This window comes from Hydrogenophaga sp. RAC07 (assembly GCF_001713375.1).
Lineage (GTDB): Bacteria > Pseudomonadota > Gammaproteobacteria > Burkholderiales > Burkholderiaceae_C > Hydrogenophaga.
This window is the reverse complement of the sequence record NZ_CP016449.1, coordinates 4,285,289-4,307,456: the sequence shown is the minus strand read 5'-3', so window position 1 is coordinate 4,307,456 and position 22,168 is coordinate 4,285,289. Positions and strand designations below refer to the sequence as shown.

Here is a 22,168-nt window from a genome sequence, read left to right as displayed (position 1 = left end):
CAACAACGAGGCTTGCGCGGCGCGCAAGCCACCGGGAGCCGGGATGATCAAGTCGTCGATCGAGCGCGTGGCGCGCACGCGGTATGTGATGCCGGTGGTGCTGGCCCTGGCGGTGGTCGCCGTGGTGGTCATCGAAGGCGCTTTCCAGCATTCGCGCACCACGCTCACGCAAGGCATTGCGCTCACCGACGCGCGCCTGCAGGCCGGGCGCGTGTTGCAGCACCTGACCGACGCCGAGACGGCGGCACGCGCTTTCCTCATCAACGGCCAGGCCGCAGACCGCGACGACTACCGCGAATCCATCATGGCGCTGGCCGAAGCGCAGAGCGGGGCGTTTCAACTCATCGCCGATGTGGATCCGCAGCGCACCGTGTCGGTGGAGGAACTGCGCATGGCCATCCAGTCGCGCGTGACCGCCATGGAGCAGTGGATGGACACCGCCGAGCGCGGCCGGCGCACGCAGGCCCGGCTGATGGCCAGCAGCGACCGCGGCCGCACCGCCTACGCCGACCTGCGTGCCGGGTTCGATCTGGTGCTTCAGCGGGCGGCCGCCTTGCAGCAGACCGCGCGCGTGTCGCTGTTCGACGCCATCATGATCAACCGTGTGGCCTTGCACCTTCTGGTGCTCATCTCCGTGCTGGGCCTGGTGCTGTTCACGCGCCAGCTGCGCTACAGCGACGAACAGAAGGCGCGCGAGAGCGAGTACCTCGCATCGCAGGTGGCGCTGCGCACAGCCGAGTTGCGCGAACTCGCCGGCCACCTCGTGACCACGCGCGAAGACGAGCGCGGTCGCATGGCGCGCGAGTTGCACGATGAACTGGGCGGACTCTTCACCGCCATGAAGCTGGAGCTGGCGCGGCTGCGACGGATTCCCGAGCTGCCGGCGCAGGCGCAGGAACGCATGGGCGGCATCGAGCAGCGCCTCAACGAAGGCATCGCGGTCAAGCGCCGCATCATCGAACACCTGCGCCCTTCATCGCTCGACCAGCTTGGCCTGGTGTCGGCGCTGGAGGTGTTGTGCCAGGACGCAGCGAGCAACCTGGGCCTGCCGGTCAACACCGATCTGGAGTCGGTGAACCTGGACAAGGAATGTGAACTGACCGTGTTCCGCCTGGTGCAGGAGTCGCTCACCAACATCAGCAAATACGCCAAGGCGCGGCAGGTGTGGGTGAGTCTGGAGGCGGAGGGTGACTGGGTGCGGGTGGGTGTGCGCGACGACGGCTGTGGCTTTCACGCGCACACCGTGCCCGCGCGCCACCACGGCCTGATCGGCATGCGCGTGCGCGTGGAGTCGCACGCCGGGCGGCTGGACATCGTCAGCAGCCCGGGCCAGGGCACGCACATCAAGGCGGAGCTGCCCTGCAAGGCGCAGACCGAAGGCGAGGTGTGCGAACCCGGGCAGCCCGAGGTGCAGGGTTAAGCTCGTCGCATCGCCGGCTGCACCCGCCCGGTCCGCGTTCTGCTCTCCGCCCTCATGCCTTCTCCCATCGCCGTCATCGACTTCGAAACCACCGGCATCTCGCCCTCGCTCGGGGACCGAGCCACCGAGGTGGCCATCGTCATCACCGAACACGGCCGTGTGGTGGACCGGTTTCAAAGCCTCATGAATGCGGGCGTGCGCATCCCTTCGTTCATCACCCAGCTCACCGGCATCACCAACGAGATGGTGGCCCGTGCACCGAAGGCCGAGGCGGTCATGGCGGATGCTGCGCGTTTCGTGGGTGCGGTGCCCCTGGTGGCGCACAACGCGTCGTTCGACCGCCGCTTCTGGATGGCCGAACTCGCACTCGCCGGGCTGGACGCGCCACACGCGTTTGCCTGCACGGTGTTGCTCGCGCGCCGGCTCTACCCGCAGGCGCCCAGCCACAAACTGGGTGTGCTGGTGGATTTTTTCCATCTGCCACGCACCGGCCAGGCCCACAGGGCCCTGGCCGACGCCGAGATGGCCGCCGAACTGCTCGGGCGCATCCAGCACGACCTGCGCACGCAGCACGGCGTGGCCCGGCCGGACCATGGTGTGTTGATGGATCTGCAGCGCTGCACCCGCCAGCAGCTGCCGCGCTTCTTCAGTGCCCGGCGCGCCGCACTGACCGAGGCACTCAGTTCAAGCGCATCTTGAACTGCAGGATCACCGCACCGTTGACGTCCTTCATCGACGGAATCAGACCCAGGTTCACGCCGAAACGCCGACCCTCGTAGGTGGCCATGGGCAGGGCCGCGAAGAAGGTGCCTCCCCGGTTCATGGCCGGATAGCCGTTCATCAAACCCACCGCAGCGCCCAGCTTGAACGAGCCCATGGACAGGGGCTGCCAGTTGACCGCGGCGTAGGTGGTGTTCTTGCGCACGCTGTTGCGGTAGCTGCCCGCCATGAACGAGAGCTCTTTGTTGGTCCGGTACTCCAGTCCCAGGCCGAAGTTGTTTTCGTTGTGGTTGGCCTGCCGGTTGAAATGGCGCGAGAAGCCGCCCACGTTGAGCCAGATCTCGCCTCCGGGCTTCTGCCAGAAGGGTGCACCGTCGGTGGATGCCGATTCTGCGAAGGCGGGAAACGCGGTGCTGACGGCCAGCGCCACCAGTACAAAACGGAAAATCTTCATATGCTGCCTCGCTCAATGAGGCCCCGACGGGGCTGTAACCTCTTGTTTCGGTGCGCGCGCCCGGGTCTTGAACCCGCCCAACCCCCAGAATCCCCCGCAGAGTGACTTTTTCCGCAACGGTCCATCTCGGTCCGCCGCTTTTTCACACGCATGTCAATTTCACCTGTATGAAATCCCATATCCCACACGCCGCGCTCACCACCCACGACACCACCCGCATCGACGACCTGCGCATCGGCGCCGTGCGTCCGCTGATCACGCCCTCGCTGCTGCAGGAGTGGCAACCGGCCACCGATGCCGCCCAGGCCCTGGTGGAATCCAGCCGCAGCGCCATCTCGCGGGTGCTGCACGGTCAGGACGACCGGCTGGTGGTGGTGGTGGGCCCGTGCTCCATCCACGACCACGCGCAGGCCATCGACTACGCGCGCCGGCTCAAGGAACAGGCCGCCGCACTGCAAGACGACCTGATGGTGGTGATGCGCGTGTATTTCGAGAAGCCGCGCACCACCGTAGGCTGGAAGGGCTATATCAACGACCCGCACCTGGATGGCAGCTTTGCCATCAACGAAGGCCTGGAAATGGCGCGCGCCCTGCTGCTCGACATCCTGGCGCTGGGCCTGCCGGTGGGCACCGAGTTCCTGGACCTGCTCAGCCCTCAGTTCATCAGCGACCTGGTGAGCTGGGGCGCGATCGGGGCGCGCACCACCGAGAGCCAGAGCCACCGCCAGCTCGCCAGCGGTTTGAGCTGCCCGGTCGGTTTCAAAAACGGCACCGACGGCGGCGTGAAGGTGGCGTCGGACGCCATCCAGGCGGCCCAGGCCTCACACGCCTTCATGGGCATGACCAAGATGGGACAGGCCGCCATCTTCGAGACGCGCGGCAATGACGACTGCCACGTGATCCTGCGCGGCGGCGCACAACCCAACTACAGCGCCGCCGACGTGAATGCGGCGTGCGCACTGCTGCGCAAGGCGGGTTTGCGCGAGCAGGTGATGGTGGATGTGTCGCACGCCAACAGCAGCAAACAGCACCAGCGGCAGATTGACGTGGCGGCCGACGTGGCGGCGCAGGTGGCGGCGGGTGACCAACGCATCGTGGGCGTGATGATCGAAAGCCATCTGCACGAGGGACGGCAGGACATCGTGCCGGGTCAGGTGCTGAGGGTGGGTGTGAGCGTGACCGACGCCTGCATCGGATTCGAGCAGACGGTGCCGGTGTTGCACGGGCTGGCAGCCGCCGTGCGTGCGCGCAGGGAGCGCGTCAACACTGCCGCTTGAGGCGGCGCACAAAGCAAGACAGCGCCGGCCCGGGCGCTGTCATCACCAACTCAAGACAAGATCAGCGCGGCTTGCGCGGCACCATCGGGCCGCGGCCTTCGATGTGGCGGAAGTTGATGCGGCCCTTGGTCAGGTCGTAGGGCGAGAGTTCGAGCGAGACCCGGTCACCCGCAAGGATGCGGATGTGGTTTTTCTTCATCTTGCCGGCGGAATAGGCAATCAGCTGGTGACCGTTGTCCAGCGTCACACGAAAGCGCGTGTCGGGCAGCACCTCGTTGACGATGCCCATCATGTCGATCAGTTCTTCTTTGGCCATGGTGTTTCCTTTGCTTGAAGTGTATCGGTCAGTTCGGGCGGGCCGCCAGACGGGTGGTGTCGTGCACCCAGTCGATGCCCTGCGCCAGGCCGTAGTCGGCCGCGGCGGCGTGGGTGGGGAAGGCGCTGTCAAAGCGCATGACACGTGCGGTGGACGCGCTGCCGGCACCGCTGGCAATCGACACCTGGGCGGCGAACTGGCCGCAAGGCAGGGGGCGCGGCAGAGCCGCGATGCGGTACTTGCCCAGGGTGAGCGGGGAGGGAATCGTTGTCGGAATCGTGGAAATCGTGTGAATCATCAAAAACATCGTGGGGTCGGGGCGCGTGGCGTTCGCCACTGCGTCGGAAAGACCCGAATCAAAAAATCAGGAACCATTGGCAGCCCCAGCGCCGGGGTGTCTCACCGCCTGATCCGGACACGGGTCGATGCAAGAAACAATCGACCGGGACCGGCGCACGAACCACGGCAGGGGTTCAGGCAAGGCAGGGAGGGAAAGGCCACGGTGCTGTGAGAGAGCGGGGTGGCGCACCTTGTAGGGGCTGGACCAGCAGCCCCTCTGCCGGGGGCGGTGCATTTGGGCCCGAAGGCTTGGACGCGGCTGGTCGCTCAAGGCGACCGCGCATGATATCACGGTGCGCAGCATCCTGCCGTGCTTCAGAAGCGCGCGGGCGAAAGCTTCAACAGCGCAACGCGAACTGGCGATCCCGGGTGGCCTTGTGTTGGTTGCAGTGCGTGTTCGCCCAAAATGTCCCGCCGCTGTATGCCTTGCAGTGGAAGAGGGTCACCACAGCGGCGCTTGGGATCCGAGATGGCTGCCGCAGCGGTGGGTCAGGTGGACGCGTGGCTGCGGTGTTCTCCGGGCAGCCACTTGCTGAATACAGCACCTCACCAATGACGTTGCACGAGACCCAGTCGGAGGGCGCACCTTGAACAACGGGCGCTTCAGGCGTTGCGTGCTGCTGAACAAGCCCGGCAGCACGCTGGATCGACGTGCGATCGCGCCGTTACTTGCGGTCAGGCAACTCGATCTTGACTTCGAGCACGTCCAGGTTGTCCTGGCGGTCGAGCTGGACCTTGATGTCGTCCGGGTTGATCTTGATGTACTTGCTGATCACCGCGACCAGTTCACGCTGCAAGGCGGGCAGATAGTCCGGCTCGGATGCACTGCGGCCGCTGCGCTCGTGCGCCAGGATGATCTGCAGCCGCTCCTTGGCGACGCTGGCGGTTTTTTTCTTCTCGCCGAGCAGAAAGGAAAAGATCGACATGCGTCATTTCCCCCCGAACAGGCGTTTGAAGAAACCGGCCTTTTCGGCCTCGATGAAACGCAGCGGCTTGTCGGCCCCGAGGAAACGGTCGATCACGTCGCTGTAGGCCTCGGCCACGTCAGTGCCCTTGAGGTGGATGGCCGGCGTGCCCTGGTTGGACGCGGTCAGCACGTTTTCGCTCTCGGGGATCACGCCGATGAGCTTGATGCGCAGGATGTCCTGAATGTCTTCCAGGCTGAGCATCTGGCCGTCGGCCACGCGCGTCGGGTTGTAGCGCGTAATCAGCAGGTGTTCCTTGATGGGTTCCTTGCCTTCAATCGCGCGTTGGGTCTTGCTGCCCAGCATGCCCAGGATGCGGTCGGAATCGCGCACGCTGGAGACTTCGGGGTTGGTGACGATGAGTGCTTCGTCGGCGTAATGCATGGCCATCAACGCACCGGTCTCGATGCCGGCGGGCGAATCGCACACGATGTACTCGAAGCCCATGGCGGACAGGTCGGTCAGCACCTTGTGCACGCCCTCCTGGCTCAGCGCATCCTTGTCGCGCGTCTGGCTGGCGGCCAGAACGAAGAGGTTGTCGCACTGCTTGTCCTTGATCAACGCCTGGTTCAGGTTGGCTTCGCCCTGGATCACGTTGATCAGGTCGTACACCACGCGGCGTTCGCAGCCCATGATCAGGTCGAGGTTACGCAGGCCGACGTCGAAGTCGATCACGGCGGTCTTGTGGCCACGCAGGGCGAGGCCGGAGGCAAAGCTGGCGCTGGTGGTGGTTTTGCCCACACCGCCCTTGCCGGAGGTGACGACAACGATTTTGGTCATGGTGAAGGTCCTTCTGTTCGAAAAATGGAGGGATCAGGCGCCGATGGCCTCGATCAGGAGCTTGTCGCCATCGGGTCCGGGCACGAGGCGCACCTGCGCCGTCTTGCCCTGGATCGAATCGGGCAGGGCGACCTCGCTGGTGCGGTAGATGCCGGCAATCGATATCAATTCGGGCGCCATGCCGAGTGCAAAGATGCGTGCGTCGGCGTTGCCGCGCGCACCGGCGATGGCCTTGCCGCGCAACGGTGCGTACACATGGATATGGCCGTCGGCAATGACTTCGGCGCCGGGATTGACCATGGCCATGACCACCAGATCACGGCCACGCGCGTAAACCTGCTGGCCCGAACGCAAGGGCTTGTCGATCACCAGGGCGCCGGGCGACGGCGCGGGTGCCGAAGCCGCCACGGGTTCCTGGACAGCGGCGATCTCGGTGGGCTGCACAGCGGGCGCAGCACGCTGGACCGACGCATCGGGTGCATTGGTGAGACCGGCTGCCAGGGCCAGCCGGGTCTGTTCGATGGTGCCACCGCGCACCGCCAACGGCATCAAACGGTATTGGCGCAACAGCGTCTGCAAGGCGCCGAAGTCGGGCAGGGCGTTGGCTTCTGCGACGTTCAGGGGGTGCAGGTCGATGACCAGTGGATCGTTGTCAAAGAAGTCGGGCATGTCGCCGAAGCGCTGGGTCAGCTCCTGCGCCAGGCGGTCCAGGTCGGACGACTTGAGCATGAGCGCCACCAGGGGCAGGTGCGCGCTCTTGATTTCGAATGTGGTGGGCGCGTTTCCTGCGAGGGCAACAGACATGGGCGAAACAGGCTCACAAAAAAGGCGGTCGACGCGGGCGGTGCGCAGCACCGGGGCGGTCGTGAAGCGGCGCAGTTTAACAGCCGGGCTGCGACCGATCGGCAAGCGCGTGTGCCCAGGTGTCAGGGCATGTTTCCGAGGCTTGCTCAACAACCCTGTGCATATCTTTTGAACAAGCCATGACTTATCCACAGGCGTCGTGCGTTTGGGGCAGTTGTCCTTTTTTCGCTTGAGCAGGCCCGGGGTACTCCACACAGCGTTTGAATGACTGCAAGTCCTTGATCGGACAAGAGAAAGGGCGCTTGTCCACAGTGGACAGCGCCCTCTACTACTACTGCTATCTTGAATTAAATGAATCTATAAGAACAAGAAACACGGAAGGCAACAGCTTTGGCAGCCGATCAGACCGGGCCGCCCATGCGGTGGTGGCCGCCACCGTGGTGGTGGTGTTTGCCGTGGCCTTTCATGCCGGCGCGCTGAAAACCCTGCATCTGTTTGGCGTCGAACACTTTCTGTTGCTCGACATCGAGCGCCGCGTAGAAGCTCTTGATCGCGTCATGGCGCTGGGTCATGCGGGCATCGCGTTCGACCTTCATGGACGCCATCTTGTCCAGCCGTTGCGGCGTGGTCAGCTTGGACCAGTCTTCGCGCGGGCCCTGGCGCGCCGGGCGGGCTTCCGGTGCGGTGCGCGCCACAAAGGCGTTCCAGGCGGGCTCCTGCTTGGCGGTGATCTTCAGTTCGGCCTTGAGGGCCGCCTGTCGCTCGGCCATGCGTTGCTGCATCCTGACCATGCGCTCGGCGCGTCTGGCGTCGCGCTGGCCTTCTTTGGCGCCTTCCTGGGCCTGTTGGGTGGTGGCCGGTGCTGCGGGAGCTGCCGTGGTGTTCTGGGCAATGGCGGTGGCCGAGAGGCCGGCAAAAGCCGCTGCCAGGGCGGCAGCCATCAGGGCACGCTTGGGAATCGATGTCATGTTCACTCCTTGTGACCGTTGAGGAAGAGTCACCACAGCTTGGGTCGGTGGGCTGTGGAATGGCTTCAGTGTGGTCGGAGGGTGTTTCTGCGCGGTGCGGACGATGTGGCGGGCTTGTAAAGTTTTGTGCCGCTTTTCTGGTTGCCTTCGAGGGGTTCCGACGGATGCGCCAGGTCGTCCAGGATGGGACAGTCGGGCCTCCCGTCGCCCGGGCACACGTTCATGAGACCTGCCAGCGTGCGCTGCATGGCTTGCAAGGCCTCGATGCGCTGGGCGAGTTCGTCCAGGTGCTTCTGCGTGATGCGCTTGACGCTGGCGCTGCTGCGTTTGCGGTTGTGCCAGAGGCTCACCAGCTCTGCGATGGCGTCCAGGCCAAAGCCCATGTCGCGCGATCGGCGGATGAAGCGCAGCGAATGCACGTCGGCCAGGCTGTACTGGCGGTAGTTGCTGTCGGTGCGCACCACATCACCCAGCAGGCCCAGGGCTTCGTAGTGGCGCAGCATCTTGGGCGAGATGCCACTGAGTTCGGCGGCTTTGCCGATGTTGACGGGCCAGCGTGTGAGCCGGTCGATGTCGACGTCCGTCATGGTGTTCAGGCCGCCACCTGGTAACCCTCTTCGCGAATGGCTTCTGCCACGGTGTCGCGGGGCTGGGTGGTGTTGACCTCCACACGGTTGTTGGCCCGGTCGATGGTGACCTGCGCCTGAGGATCGACCAGCTTGATGGCGGTGGTCACGGCTTTTTCGCAGTGGCCGCAGGTCATGCCTTGCACGGTGAAGACTTCGTTCATGGTGTTTCCTTGAAAGGATTGTGAAAAATCCATTGTCATCCTTGACACCGTGTGAAGGTCAAGCGAAGCGTGGTGCTTGACCTTCCCATGGTGGTAAAGCCTATGCTGCGTTCATGAACACGATCACCTCATCCGTTGCCTCCGCCCAGATCGACCTGGGCATTGGGGGCATGACCTGCGCTTCCTGCGTTTTGCGCGTGGAGAAGGCTTTGAAGAAACAACCCGGCGTGTCCGAGGCCACGGTGAACCTGGCCACCGAATCGGCACGGGTGCTCTTGGCGGACGGTGAAACGCCGGAATCGCTGGCGCGCATCAAACGCGCGGTGCGTGACGCGGGCTACGAACCGCGTTCCATGGAAGCCATGGACGCAGCCGCTGAAAAACGCTGGATGGGCATTTCGGTCGACTTCCTGCCGGTGTTGATCGGCATCGTGCTGTCGGCCCCGCTGGTGCTGCCCATGGTGGGTGACCTGTTCGGCCAACACTGGATGTTGTCGGCATGGATGCAGTTCGTGCTGGCCACGCCGGTGCAGTTTGTGTTGGGTGCGCGCTTCTACCGCGCGGGTTGGCACGCGCTCAAGGCGCGCACCGGCAACATGGAACTGCTGGTGTCGATCGGCACCACCGCAGCCTGGGCGCTGTCCACCTGGTTGTGGTGGCGTTCGGAGCCCGGCGAGATGCTGCACCTGTACTTCGAGGCGTCGGCGGTGGTGATCACGCTGGTGCTGCTGGGCAAGTGGCTGGAAGCGCGCGCCAAGCGCCAGACCACCAGCGCCATCCGTGCCCTGCAGTCCTTGCGTCCTGAACGCGCCCACCTGCTGCCCGACGGCATTCGCCGCACGGAGATCACCGATGTGTCGGTGGACGAACTGCTGCCGGGTGATGTGGTGCGGGTGTTGCCGGGCGAGCGATTTGCAGCCGACGGCACGGTGGTGCAGGGCAGCACGCAGGCAGATGAATCCATGCTCACCGGGGAGGCCATGCCGGTGCCCAAGGACGTGGGCGATGGCGTCACGGGCGGTTCGCTCAATGGCGAAGGTGCCGTCGAAGTGAAGGTGCGCGCCATCGGAGCGCAGAGCGTGCTCGCGCAGATCATTGCGCTGGTGCAGGACGCGCAGGCCGGCAAGGCGCCGGTGCAGCGTCTGGTGGACCAGGTGGCCGCGGTGTTCGTGCCGGTGGTGCTCGTCATTGCACTGGTCACGATGCTGGGTTGGCTGTGGACCGGTGCACCCATGGAGGAGGCGCTGATCCACGCGGTGGCGGTGCTGGTGATCGCCTGCCCGTGTGCCCTGGGTCTGGCCACGCCGGCAGCGATCATGGCGGGAACCGGCGTGGCGGCGAAACATGGCATCCTGATCAAGGACGCGCAGGCGCTGGAGATCGCGCACAAGGTCGACACCGTGGCCTTTGACAAGACGGGCACGTTGACCGAGGGTCATCCGCGTTTGCTGGTGATCGAGGCGGCGGCGGGTGTGGACGAACTGGCGGTGCTGCAGGCCGCAGCGGCGCTGCAGGCGCAGAGCGCCCATCCGCTGGCGCGGGCCGTGGTGGAAGCCGCCGCTGCCCGCGCTCTGACCGTGCAAGCGGATGCGGCCAGCGATGTGCAGGCGGTGTCGGGTCGCGGCAGCCAGGGCATGGTGCAGGGCAGTCGGTTGGCGCTGGGCAGCTTGCGCTGGATGGAAGAGCTCAAGGTGGATTTGGGTCTTCTTGCTGCGCGTGCACAGGACCTGCAGCAACAGGGATCGACGGTGTCGGCGCTGGTCAGTCAAACCGCCGGCAGCACGGTGTGGTCACCGTTGGCCTTGCTGGCGTTCGGTGACGAGCCCAAGGCTGGCGCAGCCGCTGCCATTGCAGAGTTGCGCGCCGCCGGCATGCGGCTGTTCATGGTGTCGGGCGACAACCAGGGTGCGGCGATGGCCATGGCCGCGCGACTGGGTCTGCGGGCCGACGATGGCGAAGTGATTGCAGAAGTGTTGCCGGGCGACAAGGCGGCGGTGGTCAAGCGATTGAAAGAAGGGGGCCACGTCGTCTCCATGATCGGTGACGGCGTGAACGACGCGCCCGCATTGGCCGCTGCCGACGTCGGCATGGCCATGAGCCACAGCCAGGGCGGCAGCTCGGACGTGGCCATGCACGCCGCCGGCATCACGCTGATGCGGGGCGACCCGTTGATGGTGGCGGCGGCACTCGACATTTCGCGTCGCACGGTGAGCAAGATCCGGCAGAACCTGTTCTGGGCCTTTGCGTACAACGTGGCCGGCATTCCATTGGCTGCTCTCGGCTTCCTGAGCCCGGTGGTGGCGGGTGCGGCCATGGCGCTGAGCTCGGTGAGCGTGGTGAGCAACGCCTTGCTGCTCAAACGCTGGAAACCGCCGCAACGCTGAGCGGGGCTGTGCCGCTTGTTGATGCAGGTCAATGCGTTTTGTGTGCCCTTGAGCGAAGCTTGCGCGACCCGAACGAGGCCCGAGGAGACACCCCATGCACCACTCTGCCCTGCGCGTGATCCGCGACGAACACGCCAGCCTGGCGGCCATGCTGAAGTCGATGCTGCAGATGATCCAGCGTGGGCCGGACGCCGACGGAAAACACGCGCCCGAACAGTACTTCGACGTGCTGCGCGCCATGCTGTTCTACATCGACGAGTTCCCCGAGAAGCTGCACCACCCCAAGGAATCCGATCTGTTGTTCCCGCGCATTGCGCGCGTGGCACCGCACGTGATGGCCACCATCGAGCGGCTGGAGAGCGACCACATGAGCGGCGAGGTGCGCGTGCGCGAACTCATGCACCTGCTGATGGCTTGGGAGTACCTGGGCGAAACGCGCCGCGCGGCCTTTGAGGCGGATGCAACGCGTTATGTGCAGTTCTACCTGGAGCACATGCGGTTGGAAGAAACCGTGTTGTTGCCCGAGGCCGAGAAAAGCCTGACGGACGCCGACTGGCACGCACTCAATGTGGCCTTTGCCACGCACCGCGATCCGCTCAACGAAAAAGGTGCTCGCGATCCGCAGTTCGACCGGCTCTTCACGCGGATCGTGATGCGTGCGCCGGCGCCTGTGGGACTCGGGGAGTCTTGAGCGCGACGAGCAGTTCGTCGAACACAGCCAGCAGCCGCGCCACGTCGTCCGAGGTGGTGGCGGGTGAGATCAGCATCATGCTGTGGAAGGGTGTGAGCAACACGCCGCGGTTGAGCATGAAGAGGTGCGTGAGCGCTTCGAGTTCGCCCTGTGCGTGATCGCGCACGTCCTGCACGCTGCGTGGGGTGTGCGGCATGAACTGCAGCTCCATGCGTGCGCCCAGCCGGGTGACGGTCCATGGCTGCTCTGCGGCTGCGATGCGGCCTCGCAAGCCCTGCTCCAACACCGTGGCCAGATCGATCATGTGCGCGTAGTTCGCCGCGGTGTGCAGGTGCTCCAGCGAGGCCTGCAGCGCGGCCAGCGTGAGCGCATTGCCCGCGAGCGTGGTGCCGATGCCGCTGTGGCCTTCAGGCGCGGCGTTTTTGGCCTGCACCATGCGCTCGGCCACGGCGTGCGTGAAGCCGTACACCGCGCAGGGCAGTCCGCCGGCCACGGCCTTGCCGATCACCATGAAGTCCGGCTCCAGCCCATGGTCACGCGCGTAGCCGCCGAGCGCCGTGGAGATGGTGTGGGTCTCGTCGCAGACGAAGAGCGCGCCGTGGGTGCGGCACAACGCGCGGGCTTGTGCCCAGTAGCCGGGCTCGGGCGGCACCAGGCCGAAGTTGGTGAGGGCGGGCTCGGCCAGCAGGCAGGCCACGTCGCCCTGTTTCAAGGCGGCTTCCAGCGCAGCCAGGTCGTTGAACGGCACCACGCGCGTGAAGGCCGCGTGGTTGTGCACCTGACCCAGGACGGAACTGCGCGGCAGCGTGCCGCCCGTGACCGCGTCCATGTCGACCAGCGTGTCGTCCACCGCACCGTGGTAACAGCCGTCGAACACCAGCAGCTGGGGGCGGCCGGTGATGGCGCGCGCCCAGCGCAGCACAAAGCGGTTGGCGTCGCTGGCCGACAGGGCCATCTGCCACATGGGCAGGTCGAAGGTGTCTGAAAGCGCCTCGCCCACGGTGGCCGCGTTGGTGGCGGGCAGCATGCAGGTGAGGCCGCGTGCGGCTTGCGCGGCGATGGCCTGGGCCAGCGGCGCCGGGCTGTGGCCGAACATGGCACCGGTGTCGCCCAGACAGAAGTCGGCGTAATGCACACCGTCGGCGCAGGTGAGCGTGGCGCCCTGCGCCTGCGCCACGAAGAGCGTGGCCGGGCTGGGCCAGTCGCGCATCCAGTGCAATGGCACGCCGAAGAGGTAGTGCTGCTGTGCGGCGCGGGCCAGCGCCATCGACTGCGGATGGCTGTTGATGAAGCGCTCACGCTCGGTGTGCTGCAGGGCGCGCAGGGTGTCGGGGGCAAGGTCGTTCATGGCGTCCAGCTTAAGCCGGGCACGGTGTTCGTTGTCGCCCACGGCGCAGTGGTGGGCTCCGCGCGCACGGAATTGGCACCGACAATGGCCCGGCCATGAACCGCCCGGAACCCACCACCGACCCCACGCCTTACATCCGTCTGGCGCTCGCCTTGTCGCTCGGTGCAGCCGTCTCGCTGGGCATCACGCGCTTTGCCTACGGCCTGCTGCTGCCGCCCATGCGCGACGACCTCGGCTGGAGCTACACGCTGGCCGGCGCGATGAACACCTTCAACGCCGTGGGTTACCTCATCGGTGCGCTCGCCACGCCGTGGCTGATGCGGCGGTTTTCGCCCACCGGGCTGTTGATCGCGGGCTCGCTCGGGGCGTCGCTGTTCATGGCCTTGAGCGGGTTCTTCACGGCCGCCGCGCCCCTGCTCGCGCAGCGTTTGCTGGCCGGTGTGGCGAGTGCGCTGGTGTTCATTGCGGGTGGGCTGCTCGCGGCACGGCTGGGCGCGCGCCAGCCGCAGCGCAGCGGCTTTCTGCTCGGCATCTATTACGGCGGCACGGGGCTGGGCATCGTGATCACGGCGCTGGGCGTGCCGCCGGTGCTGGCCGCTGCCGCGCAGCAGCCGCACGGCTGGGCCTGGGCCTGGTGGGCGCTGGCGCTGGTGTGCCTGCTGGCCACCGCCCTCATGGCCTGGCCAGCGCGTGTGCTGGCGAACCAAGCCGCGCCGACTGCCAGCTCGGCGGCGGGCCCTGCCCGCGTGTTCCGGGTGCGCGACTTTGCGTTTGCGCTCGCGGGCTATGCCGGCTTCGGCGTGGGCTACATCGGCTACATGACCTTCGTGATCGCGCTGCTGCGCGAGCAGGGCAGTTCGTCGGCCGCCATCACCACGTTCTACGCCCTGCTCGGTGTGGCGGTGATTGCTTCCTCGCGCATCTGGGCGGGCTTGCTGGACCGCCACCGCAACGGCCAGGCGCTGGCGCGGTTGAACGCCCTGCTGGGCGTGGCCGCCATCGTGCCGGCGCTCACCAGTTGGCCGCCGCTGGTGATCGCCTCGGGCCTGCTGTTTGGTGGTGTGTTTCTGTCGGTGGTGGCCTCCACCACAGCGCTGGTGCGGCACAACCTGCCGCCCGCCCAGTGGGCCGCGGGCATCAGTGCCTTCACCATCGTGTTCGCGGCCGGGCAGATCGTGGGGCCCACGGTGGTGGGCTTCATCGCCGACGGATCCAGTGGTGCGCAGGGCTTGCGCGAAGGCCTGGTGTTTTCAGCCGTGGCGTTGTGGATCGGTGCGGTGTTGGCGTTGCGCCAGCGCGCGCTGTGAAGGGCTGGGCTGAGGCGCCGGCGGCCTTGCCGCGCGGGGCGCTGCGGTGGACGCCGTTCGCCCGGCCGAATTGGACTCACGACCCCGCCCCCCCGGGGGTATCTTCTGGCTCCAATTCGCCCCACCCCACCGAGGACCAAGCATGGCCATGGGTCAGTTCGCTTACGCCAACAACAGCAACCGTTTCATGGGCTGCGCGCCGCTGGCCAACCAGCCGTTCGCGGTCGCCGGGGTGCCCTTCGACGGCGTGGTGACCAACCGTCCCGGCGCGCGTTTCGGCCCGCAGGCCATTCGCGCGGCCAGCCTGATGCTGTGCGACGGCATCCATCCGGTGTTCAACGTGTCGCCGCTGGACCACCTGGGCGACGCGCTCGACATGCGTCTGCCCAACGCCTCGCCACTGTCCGAGGTGCGCCGCCACATCGAAGCGCAGGCCGCCGCGCTCATGGCGCAGCACCACTGCGTGTTTCTCGGGGGTGACCATTCGGTGACGCTGTCGCTGCTGCGCACCTTGAAAGCGCGGCACGGCGGCGAGCCGTTGGCGCTCGTCCATTTCGATGCGCATTGCGACACCTGGAGCGACCATTTCGGCGAGCCCTCGGGCCACGGCACCTGGACGTTTGAGGCCTTGCAGGAAGGCCTTGTGAGTGCGGCCCACACGGTGCAGATCGGCATCCGCTCCAGTGGGGAGCGCGCAGCGCGCGAATATGTGGCCGACCAAGGTGGGCAGATCTTCACGGCGCGCGCCTTGCGTGGGCTCGACGGTGCGGGCCTGAAGCCCACCATCGACGCGATCCGCGCACGCATCGGCCAGCGGCCGGTGTACCTCACGCTGGACATCGACTGCCTGGACCCGGCCTTCGCTCCCGGCACCGGCACGCCCGAGCCCGGCGGCATGACGAGTTCGCAGGTGCTGACCCTGCTGGAAGAACTGGCCGACCTGAACTGGGTGGGCATGGACTGCGTGGAGGTCGCTCCGGCCTACGACCACGCCGAGCTCACCAGCAACGCCGCGGCCACCTTCGTGTGGACCTACCTGAGCGGCCAGGTCGCCAAACGCCGGGGAGCCTGAACATGGCCTCGCTGATCGGGTCGGACACCCAGCTCAACCAGAAGAGTTATTACGAAGCGAGCGTGGAACGACTGGCCGCGTGTCCCGCGTTGGCCGAATCGCTGAACGTCGACGTGGTGGTGGTGGGTGCAGGCTTCAGCGGCCTGAGTGCCGCGCTCGAACTCGCGCAGCGCGGGCTCTCCGTGGTGGTGCTGGAGGCCGATCGCATCGGCAGCGGCGCGAGTGGTCGCAACGGCGGCCAGACCATCGTGGGCTATGCCAGCGGCCAGGAGCCGTTTGAAGAACAGCTGGGCGCGCTCGATGCCCAGCGCGCGTGGGACATGTCGCTGGAGGCCATCGACCTGATCGATGCGCGCATCGCGCAGCACGGCATCGATTGCGACCGGGTCAACGGCTACGTGTACGTGGCCGACTCGGCGCGCAAGCGCCACGCCCTGCAGGAGGAAATGGAAGGCCTGCAGCGGCGCGGCATCGACGTGGACTGGGCCGAAGGGGCCGACCTGCCGCGCCTGATCAACAGCCCGAGGTATGTGGCCGCGGCGCGCGAGCAGCGTTCGGGCCATCTGCACCCGCTGAAGTACGCCTTGGGTCTGGCGCGTGCCGCACAGGCCGCCGGCGTGCGCATCTTCGAACACTCGGCGGTGACCGGCCTGCAACGCGGCGCCACGCTGGTGGCCCGCACCGCGCAGGGCCAGGTGACGGCGCGTTTCGCCGTGCTCGCGGGCAACTGCATGCTGCCCGAATACGGCCCTTTGGTCGCGCCCGACATCGCGCCGCGCATCATGCCGGTGGGCACCTACATCGTGGGCACGGCCCCGCTGGACCCCGACCTCTGCGCGCGCCTGATCCCGCGCAACGCGGCGGTGTGCGACAACAACTTCGTGCTCGACTATTTCCGCTTCAGCGCCGACCACCGCATGCTGTTCGGTGGGCGCGTGAGCTACACCACGCGCACCCCTGCGAACCTCTCACGCGTGATGGCGCAGCGCATGGGTGACGTGTTCCCGGCGCTGGCGCAGACACCGATCGAATTCGTGTGGGGCGGGTTCGTGGACATCAGCATGAACCGCGCGCCCGATTTCGGGCGGCTGGGTGACAACGTCTACTACCTGCAGGGCTTCAGTGGCCACGGCGTGGCGCTCACCGGGCTGGCGGGGCAGCTGGTGGCCGAAGCGGTGGCCGGGCAGGCCGGGCGCTTCGATGTGTTCGCGCGGCTGCAGCACCACCGGTTTCCCGGTGGGCCGCTGCTGCGAACGCCCAGCCTGGCGCTGGGCATGCTCTGGCACCGCTTGCGCGATGCGCTCTGAGCCGGGTTCAGCGCTGCTGGTCTTGCTCGCGCGGCTCGCCGCGTTCGTTCACGGTGATGCGGTTGCCGGGTGCTGACGCCATCTGCACGCGGTGGTCGATGCCCTTGAAGTTGTAGGTCACGTCCCAGTACGCGGGTTGTGCGCCGCCGGGCACGGCTTCACAGCGCTGCACGTCCTGCGTTGTGGGCTTGCCGTCGCGGCCGAACTGCGCGCCGAAGGCGCCGCCGGCCACCACACCGCCCACGGTGGCGAGGTCCTGGCCCGAACCGTTGCCGACCTGGTGACCCAGGATGCCGCCGAGCAGTGCGCCCACCACGGCGCCGGGAATGTTGGCGCCGCTGCGCTCGGCCGGCACCTGCGTGCTCTCGACCCAGCAGCGTTGGCCCGAGGTGGCCAGCACGGCGCGTGAGGACGTGATGTCGGCTTCATACAGACGCTCACCGTTGCGGCGACGGGCATCAAAGGCCTGCATGGGTGCGGGCGCATAGCGGTTGTCTGCCACGCGGGCGTTGCGTGCCAGCACGCGCACCGAGGTGATCTCGCCGCTCAGACCCATCGAGACGAGCGACGGGTATTGCCCCGGACGCAGCACCATGCACTCGCCCTTGTAGCGGTTCTTTTCACAGACCTCCCAGCGCTCGCCCGAGACCACAGCCGACGAAGCGCGCTCGTTGAAGCCGGTGCGGCGCAGGTTCGGGATCTGACCGGTGGCGGTGTAGGAGCGGCCCTGGAAACGCTCGTCGTCAAAGAACGTGATGTTCATGGCGGCCGGTGCGGCGCCCGGCAGCGTTGCGTAACGGTTGTCGGCCACCCGCTCGTTGGCGGCGATCATGCGCGCCGAGGAGATGCCGTCCTCCAGGCCGATGTCGTACAGGGCGGGGTAGCGTCCCGGACGCAGCACGGTGCAGCGACCGCTGAAGTTGTCGCCTTCACACACCTCCCAGCGGTTCCCCACCACCACCACCGAAGAGGCGCGGTCGTCGAAGTTGAGGCGCTTCAGACTGGAGGTCTGGCTGGTCATGCGCACCGACTGACCGGTGAAGCCGTCGTTCGCGTAAAGGGTGGCTTGGGCCATGGCCTGGGCACTGAAGGCCACGGCGGTGGTGGTGAGCAAAAGGCCAAAAATCTGTTTCATGTCAACGTCTCCTGTGGGGGTGGAGGCGAGATTGGGGGCTGGCCTGAACGTGGTCTGTGCGTTGCCGCACGCCGCTGTGTCGCAAAACCCAGCGTTTGCAGGGTCTTTACCCGGCGGATACGGGAAGCGTGATTTGCGGCACTGCGCTCAGGCCTTCAGCGCCTGCCCCACCAGGCCGGCCAGCGCCGGTCCGCACCGTTCAATGTCGGCCAGCGGCGCGTAGCCGTATCCGATCACCAGGCCCTTGAGATCCTTGCGCTGCAGGCAGTAGACCGAGAGCGGGCGCACCGTCATGCCTTGCAGGCCGATGCGCTGGGCCAGGGCCTGGTCGTCGATGTCGCCGGGCAGGCGCAGGCACAGGTGCAGGCCTTGTTCGGCGCCGCTGATGAAGGGGCCGCCGGGCGTGAGCACCGGTTTGAGCGCTTCGAGCAGGCACTGGCGGCGCTCGGCGTAGTTCTGCCGGGCGCGGCGCAGGGCGCTCGCGAAATGGCCCATCTCGATGAACTCCGCGAGCGCGGCCTGCACCGGCATCTGGCCCGGGCGGTTGAGGTCGTAGTGGGCCTGCTTGAACGCGGCCACCAGGGGTTTGGGCACCACCAGATAGCCCAGCTTCAGTCCGGGGTAGAGCACCTTGGAGAAGGTGCCCATGTAGAGCACACGGCCGTCGGTGTCCAGGCCTTCGAGGCTGGAGATGGGCGGGCCGCTGAAGCGGTATTCGCTGTCGTAGTCGTCTTCGAGCACCCAGGCGTCGTGCGCCCGCGCCGTGGCCAGCAGCTGGTGGCGCCGCGGCAGCGTCATCACCGCGCCGGTGGGGTACTGGTGCGAGGGCGTCACGTAGATGAGGCGTGGCGGGTGGGAGCTGTCGCCGGCGCTCGGGCTGATGCCCTGCTCGTCCACCGGCACCGGGTGGATGGCCAGGCCGGTGGCCATGAAGGCTTTGACCGCACCCCAGTAGGCGGGGTCTTCCACCCAGACCGTGTCGCCGTGGTCGGCCAGCAGGCGCGCGCAGAGTTCGAGCGACTGCTGCGTGCCGCTGGTGATGACCACCTGGTCGGCCTCCAGGTGCACGCTGCGGAACACGCGCAGGTAGTCGGCCACGGCGCGGCGCAGCGGCGCGTAGCCGCCCGAGGTGTTGTAGTCCAGCATGTCCGGGTAGGTCATGCGCCAGTGTTTGTTTTGCAGCCGCTGCCACAGCGCCACGGGAAAGGCGCTGAAGTCGACCATGCCGGGCGTGAAGGGCTGCACTTCCAGTTCGGTGGCGCAAAAGGTGGTGGACAGCGCAATGCCGCGGGTGGACAGGCGCCCGGCCTGCAGCGTGGCGGGCTGGCCCCCGCTGCGGGCGCCCCGCCCGGGGGCGGCGCGCGGCACGTTGTCGTTCACATAGGTGCCGCTGCCCACGCGGCTGGCCAGGTACCCCTCCACGCTGAGCTGGTTGATCGCGGCCACCACGGTGTTGCGCGAGAGCGAAAGGTCTTCGGCCAGGTCGCGGCTGGACGGCAGGCGCTCGCCGGCGCCGAGCTTGCCGTCGAGCATGGCGCGGCGCAGCGCTTCGTAGAGCTGGCGGTGCAGCGGCAGCGCGTCCTGGGTGCCCAGGCGGTTCATTTCAGCGAGCAGGAATTCGGACAGCATTGAAAAGGGTTCCCTGAACGTTTCCGGAGCGACGTGCCCCCTCCAGACACACCGCGGAACTGGCTCTGCCAAGCCGCAGGTGTGGTCCCCCCTCCGGGGGGAAGCCGCAAAGCGGCGCAGGGGGGGGCTTTCAATTGGCACCAAGGGGTGGGCTCAACTGGCTCTGATTGTGATCCACTTCGGTGACCACAATGGGCCCCATTGCCTTGGAGTGAACATGAACAAGCCGCCGTGCATGGTCTGGCTGCCCGCCGATCACCGCCTGATGGGTGACCACGGTCACCAGATGCCCTTCCTGCTGCTGGGTGACAAATACGCCCGCGCGGTCAAGGTAGGGGCACAGGCCCAGCCTGTGATGTTTCCGCTGGCCGACACCGACCAGATCAGCGACCTGCTCGCGCTGGTGGACGGGGTGATGCTGACCGGCTCGCCCTCCAACGTGCACCCCTCCCATTTCGCCGAAGACGTGGCCGACCCCACCCTGCCGCTGGACGCCGACCGCGACCTGCTCACGCTGGCGCTGGTGAAGGCCTGCGTGCGCGAGGGCGTGCCGCTGCTGGGCATCTGCCGCGGTTTCCAGGAGATCAACGTGGCCCTGGGCGGCACGCTGCACCAGCGCGTGCAGGAGGTGCCCGGCCTCATGGACCACCGCGAGCCCAAAAGTGCGCCGCCCGACGAGCAGTACGCACCGCGCCACGGTGTGCGTTTTGCGCCCGGCAGCGTGTTCGAACAATGGGCCGGGGGCCCCGAGACGCAGGTGAATTCGCTGCACGGCCAGGGCATCAACCGCCTGGCCGACGGCCTGGAAGCGCTGGCCCACGCACCCGATGGGGTGGTGGAAGCCTTTGGCGTGCGCGGTGCGCGCACCTTTGCCTACGCCGTGCAGTTCCACCCCGAATGGCGTTGCTGGGAAACGCCGTTCTACGCCGCCATCTTCGAGGCCTTTGGTCGCGCCTGCCGTTCGCGCAGCAGCCTGCGCCTGCAGGCCGCCGACCTGAACCGCAGCGCGGCCAGTTCCAGCGCCTGACCCTGGATGCCCCTGGAAATTCCCATTGACCACAACGGAGACGGCACATGACAGCCACCGACAAAAAAATGACCTTCAACGATCTGGAACTCTGGCTCAACCAGAACCGCGTGACCGAGGTCGAATGCCTGGTGCCCGACCTGACCGGTGTGGCCCGCGGCAAGATCCTGCCGCGCGAGAAGTTCACCGAAGACCGCGGCATGCGCCTGCCGCAGGCCATCGTGGCGATGGGGGTGACGGGCGAGTTTCCGGCCAGCGGCCCGTACTACGACGTGATCGAGCCGACCGACCGCGACATGCAGTTGCGCCCGGACCCGACCACCGCCCGCATCGTGCCCTGGGCCACCGACCCCACTGCGCAGGTGATCCACGACTGCTTTGACCACGACGGCAAGCTCGTGCCCTTTGCGCCGCGCAGCGTGTTGCGCCATGTGTGCGAGCTGTTTGATGCCGAGGGCCTGGACCCGGTGGTCGCGCCCGAGCTGGAGTTTTATCTGACCGCGCGCAACACCGACCCGAACACCCTGCTCAAGCCCCCGATCGGGCGCAGCGGCCGCGCCGAGACGTCGCGCCAGTCTTACAGCATCGACGCGGTCAACGAGTTCGACCCGCTGTTCGAAGAGATCTACGACTACTGCGACAAGATGAAGCTCAACGTGGACACGCTGATCCACGAGGCGGGTGCGGGCCAGATGGAGATCAACTTCTTCCACGCCCATCCGCTGGGCCTGGCCGACGAGGTGTTCTTCTTCAAGCGCACGGTGCGCGAATCGGCGTTGCGCCACGACATGTACGCCACCTTCATGGCCAAGCCGATCGCGGGTGAGCCGGGCTCTGCCATGCACGTGCACCAGAGCATCCTGGACAAGAAGACCGGCAAGAACATCTTCAGCAACGCCGACGGCACGCCGTCCGAATCGTTCTACCACTACATCGGCGGCCTGCAGCGCTACATCCCGGCGGCCATGGTGCTGGTGGCGCCGTACGTGAACAGCTACCGCCGCCTCTCGCGCCACACCGCAGCACCCATCAACATCGAATGGGGCCACGACAACCGCACGGTGGGCATCCGCTCGCCGATCTCCAGCCCCGAAGCGCGCCGCGTGGAAAACCGCGTGATCGGCGCCGACGCCAACCCGTACGTGGCCATGGCCATGACGCTGGCCTGTGGCTACCTGGGCCTGAAGAACAAGATCAAGCCCAAGCCCGAGATGAAGGGCGACGCCTACCTCTCGCCCTACTCGCTGCCGCGCAGCCTGGGTGAGGCGCTCGACTGGCTGCGCCGCGAGACCGACCTGCACGATGTGCTGGGCAAGGAATTCATCACCATCTACACCGAGATCAAGGAGCTGGAGTTCGACGAGTTCATGAAGGTGATCTCGCCGTGGGAACGCGAGCATCTGTTGCTTCACGTCTGATCAGCCAAGCCAGGACC

22 protein-coding genes are annotated in these 22,168 nt (G+C 66.7%); 10 read left to right on the top strand and 12 right to left on the bottom strand.

Annotated features, from left to right (window positions below):
• The first annotated feature begins 43 nt into the window (after positions 1–43).
• Positions 44–1,420 carry a sensor histidine kinase gene (locus BSY239_RS20135; protein WP_069048374.1) on the top strand — a complete coding sequence of 459 codons (1,377 nt, stop codon included), beginning with the start codon at positions 44–46 and terminating at the stop codon, positions 1,418–1,420.
• A gap of 54 nt (positions 1,421–1,474) precedes the next feature.
• Positions 1,475–2,119 carry a 3'-5' exonuclease gene (locus tag BSY239_RS20130; protein WP_069048373.1) on the top strand — a complete coding sequence of 215 codons (645 nt, stop codon included), beginning with the start codon at positions 1,475–1,477 and terminating at the stop codon, positions 2,117–2,119.
• On the opposite strand, the gene BSY239_RS20125 is transcribed toward BSY239_RS20130, so the two are convergent.
• The gene (locus BSY239_RS20125) at positions 2,100–2,594 is read right to left on the bottom strand and encodes a hypothetical protein (RefSeq protein WP_069048372.1); all 495 of its coding nucleotides are present in this window, start codon (positions 2,592–2,594) and stop codon (positions 2,100–2,102) included. The genes BSY239_RS20130 and BSY239_RS20125 overlap by 20 nt on opposite strands.
• 167 nt (positions 2,595–2,761) lie before the next feature.
• On the opposite strand from BSY239_RS20125, the gene BSY239_RS20120 reads away from it, so the two are divergent.
• Entirely contained in the window at positions 2,762–3,871 is a 1,110-nt protein-coding gene (locus BSY239_RS20120; RefSeq protein WP_069048371.1) for a 3-deoxy-7-phosphoheptulonate synthase, read from the top strand.
• A 61-nt stretch (positions 3,872–3,932) separates the two neighbouring features.
• Here the strand turns inward: BSY239_RS20120 and infA are convergent, their stop codons facing one another.
• The 8 genes from infA to BSY239_RS20080 all read right to left on the bottom strand — a co-directional run bounded on the left by infA (position 3,933) and on the right by BSY239_RS20080 (position 8,833).
• A complete protein-coding gene (gene infA, locus BSY239_RS20115) occupies positions 3,933–4,187 on the bottom strand; it encodes a translation initiation factor IF-1 (RefSeq protein WP_056265133.1) in 255 nt (84 codons plus the stop codon).
• 28 nt (positions 4,188–4,215) lie between these two features.
• The gene (locus tag BSY239_RS20110) at positions 4,216–4,485 is read right to left on the bottom strand and encodes a hypothetical protein (RefSeq protein ID WP_236944110.1); all 270 of its coding nucleotides are present in this window, start codon (positions 4,483–4,485) and stop codon (positions 4,216–4,218) included.
• Between the two features lie 706 nt (positions 4,486–5,191).
• Complete coding sequence (minE, locus tag BSY239_RS20105) at positions 5,192–5,452, bottom strand: cell division topological specificity factor MinE (RefSeq protein ID WP_069048370.1); 261 nt, start codon at positions 5,450–5,452, stop codon at positions 5,192–5,194.
• Positions 5,453–5,455: 3 nt separating this feature from the next.
• Positions 5,456–6,271: a septum site-determining protein MinD gene (gene minD, locus BSY239_RS20100; protein WP_069048369.1), complete on the bottom strand. Its 816-nt coding sequence runs from the start codon at positions 6,269–6,271 to the stop codon at positions 5,456–5,458.
• A gap of 33 nt (positions 6,272–6,304) precedes the next feature.
• Positions 6,305–7,075: a septum site-determining protein MinC gene (minC, locus tag BSY239_RS20095; RefSeq protein ID WP_069049115.1), complete on the bottom strand. Its 771-nt coding sequence runs from the start codon at positions 7,073–7,075 to the stop codon at positions 6,305–6,307.
• Between the two features lie 401 nt (positions 7,076–7,476).
• The gene (locus BSY239_RS20090) at positions 7,477–8,043 is read right to left on the bottom strand and encodes a Spy/CpxP family protein refolding chaperone (protein WP_069048368.1); all 567 of its coding nucleotides are present in this window, start codon (positions 8,041–8,043) and stop codon (positions 7,477–7,479) included.
• A gap of 65 nt (positions 8,044–8,108) precedes the next feature.
• Positions 8,109–8,630: a Cu(I)-responsive transcriptional regulator gene (gene cueR, locus BSY239_RS20085; RefSeq protein WP_083240089.1), complete on the bottom strand. Its 522-nt coding sequence runs from the start codon at positions 8,628–8,630 to the stop codon at positions 8,109–8,111.
• 5 nt (positions 8,631–8,635) lie between these two features.
• Positions 8,636–8,833: a heavy-metal-associated domain-containing protein gene (locus BSY239_RS20080; RefSeq protein WP_069049114.1), complete on the bottom strand. Its 198-nt coding sequence runs from the start codon at positions 8,831–8,833 to the stop codon at positions 8,636–8,638.
• A 113-nt stretch (positions 8,834–8,946) separates the two neighbouring features.
• Here BSY239_RS20080 and BSY239_RS20075 point away from each other — a divergent pair, with 113 nt between their 5' ends.
• Both BSY239_RS20075 and BSY239_RS20070 read left to right on the top strand, forming a co-directional pair.
• A complete protein-coding gene (locus tag BSY239_RS20075) occupies positions 8,947–11,217 on the top strand; it encodes a heavy metal translocating P-type ATPase (protein ID WP_069048367.1) in 2,271 nt (756 codons plus the stop codon).
• Positions 11,218–11,311: 94 nt separating this feature from the next.
• Positions 11,312–11,908: a hemerythrin domain-containing protein gene (locus tag BSY239_RS20070; RefSeq protein ID WP_069048366.1), complete on the top strand. Its 597-nt coding sequence runs from the start codon at positions 11,312–11,314 to the stop codon at positions 11,906–11,908.
• Here BSY239_RS20070 and BSY239_RS20065 read toward each other — a convergent pair.
• Positions 11,856–13,256 (bottom strand): aspartate aminotransferase family protein, encoded by a 1,401-nt coding sequence (locus tag BSY239_RS20065; protein WP_069048365.1) that lies wholly within the window; start codon positions 13,254–13,256, stop codon positions 11,856–11,858. The two genes, BSY239_RS20070 and BSY239_RS20065, sit on opposite strands and share 53 nt — an antisense overlap.
• Before the next feature lie 95 nt (positions 13,257–13,351).
• Between BSY239_RS20065 and BSY239_RS20060 the strand changes: the two genes are divergently transcribed.
• From BSY239_RS20060 to BSY239_RS20050, 3 genes are all read left to right on the top strand, one after another.
• Complete coding sequence (locus BSY239_RS20060; protein ID WP_069048364.1) at positions 13,352–14,563, top strand: YbfB/YjiJ family MFS transporter; 1,212 nt, start codon at positions 13,352–13,354, stop codon at positions 14,561–14,563.
• A 142-nt stretch (positions 14,564–14,705) separates the two neighbouring features.
• The gene (speB, locus tag BSY239_RS20055) at positions 14,706–15,635 is read left to right on the top strand and encodes an agmatinase (protein WP_069048363.1); all 930 of its coding nucleotides are present in this window, start codon (positions 14,706–14,708) and stop codon (positions 15,633–15,635) included.
• 2 nt (positions 15,636–15,637) lie between these two features.
• On the top strand, positions 15,638–16,942 hold the full coding sequence (locus BSY239_RS20050) for an NAD(P)/FAD-dependent oxidoreductase (RefSeq protein WP_069048362.1): 1,305 nt from the start codon (positions 15,638–15,640) through the stop codon (positions 16,940–16,942).
• Positions 16,943–16,949: 7 nt separating this feature from the next.
• Here BSY239_RS20050 and BSY239_RS20045 read toward each other — a convergent pair whose 3' ends face one another.
• Together BSY239_RS20045 and pdxR are read right to left on the bottom strand one after the other, a co-directional pair.
• Complete coding sequence (locus BSY239_RS20045; protein ID WP_069048361.1) at positions 16,950–18,077, bottom strand: beta/gamma crystallin-related protein; 1,128 nt, start codon at positions 18,075–18,077, stop codon at positions 16,950–16,952.
• A 147-nt stretch (positions 18,078–18,224) separates the two neighbouring features.
• On the bottom strand, positions 18,225–19,706 hold the full coding sequence (gene pdxR, locus BSY239_RS20040) for a MocR-like pyridoxine biosynthesis transcription factor PdxR (RefSeq protein WP_069048360.1): 1,482 nt from the start codon (positions 19,704–19,706) through the stop codon (positions 18,225–18,227).
• A 217-nt stretch (positions 19,707–19,923) separates the two neighbouring features.
• On the opposite strand from pdxR, the gene BSY239_RS20035 reads away from it, so the two are divergent.
• Both BSY239_RS20035 and BSY239_RS20030 read left to right on the top strand, forming a co-directional pair.
• Positions 19,924–20,733, top strand: a complete 810-nt coding sequence (locus tag BSY239_RS20035; RefSeq protein WP_069048359.1) for a gamma-glutamyl-gamma-aminobutyrate hydrolase family protein — start codon at positions 19,924–19,926, stop codon at positions 20,731–20,733.
• Positions 20,734–20,780: 47 nt separating this feature from the next.
• On the top strand, positions 20,781–22,151 hold the full coding sequence (locus BSY239_RS20030) for a glutamine synthetase family protein (RefSeq protein WP_069048358.1): 1,371 nt from the start codon (positions 20,781–20,783) through the stop codon (positions 22,149–22,151).
• Positions 22,152–22,168 lie beyond the last annotated feature (17 nt).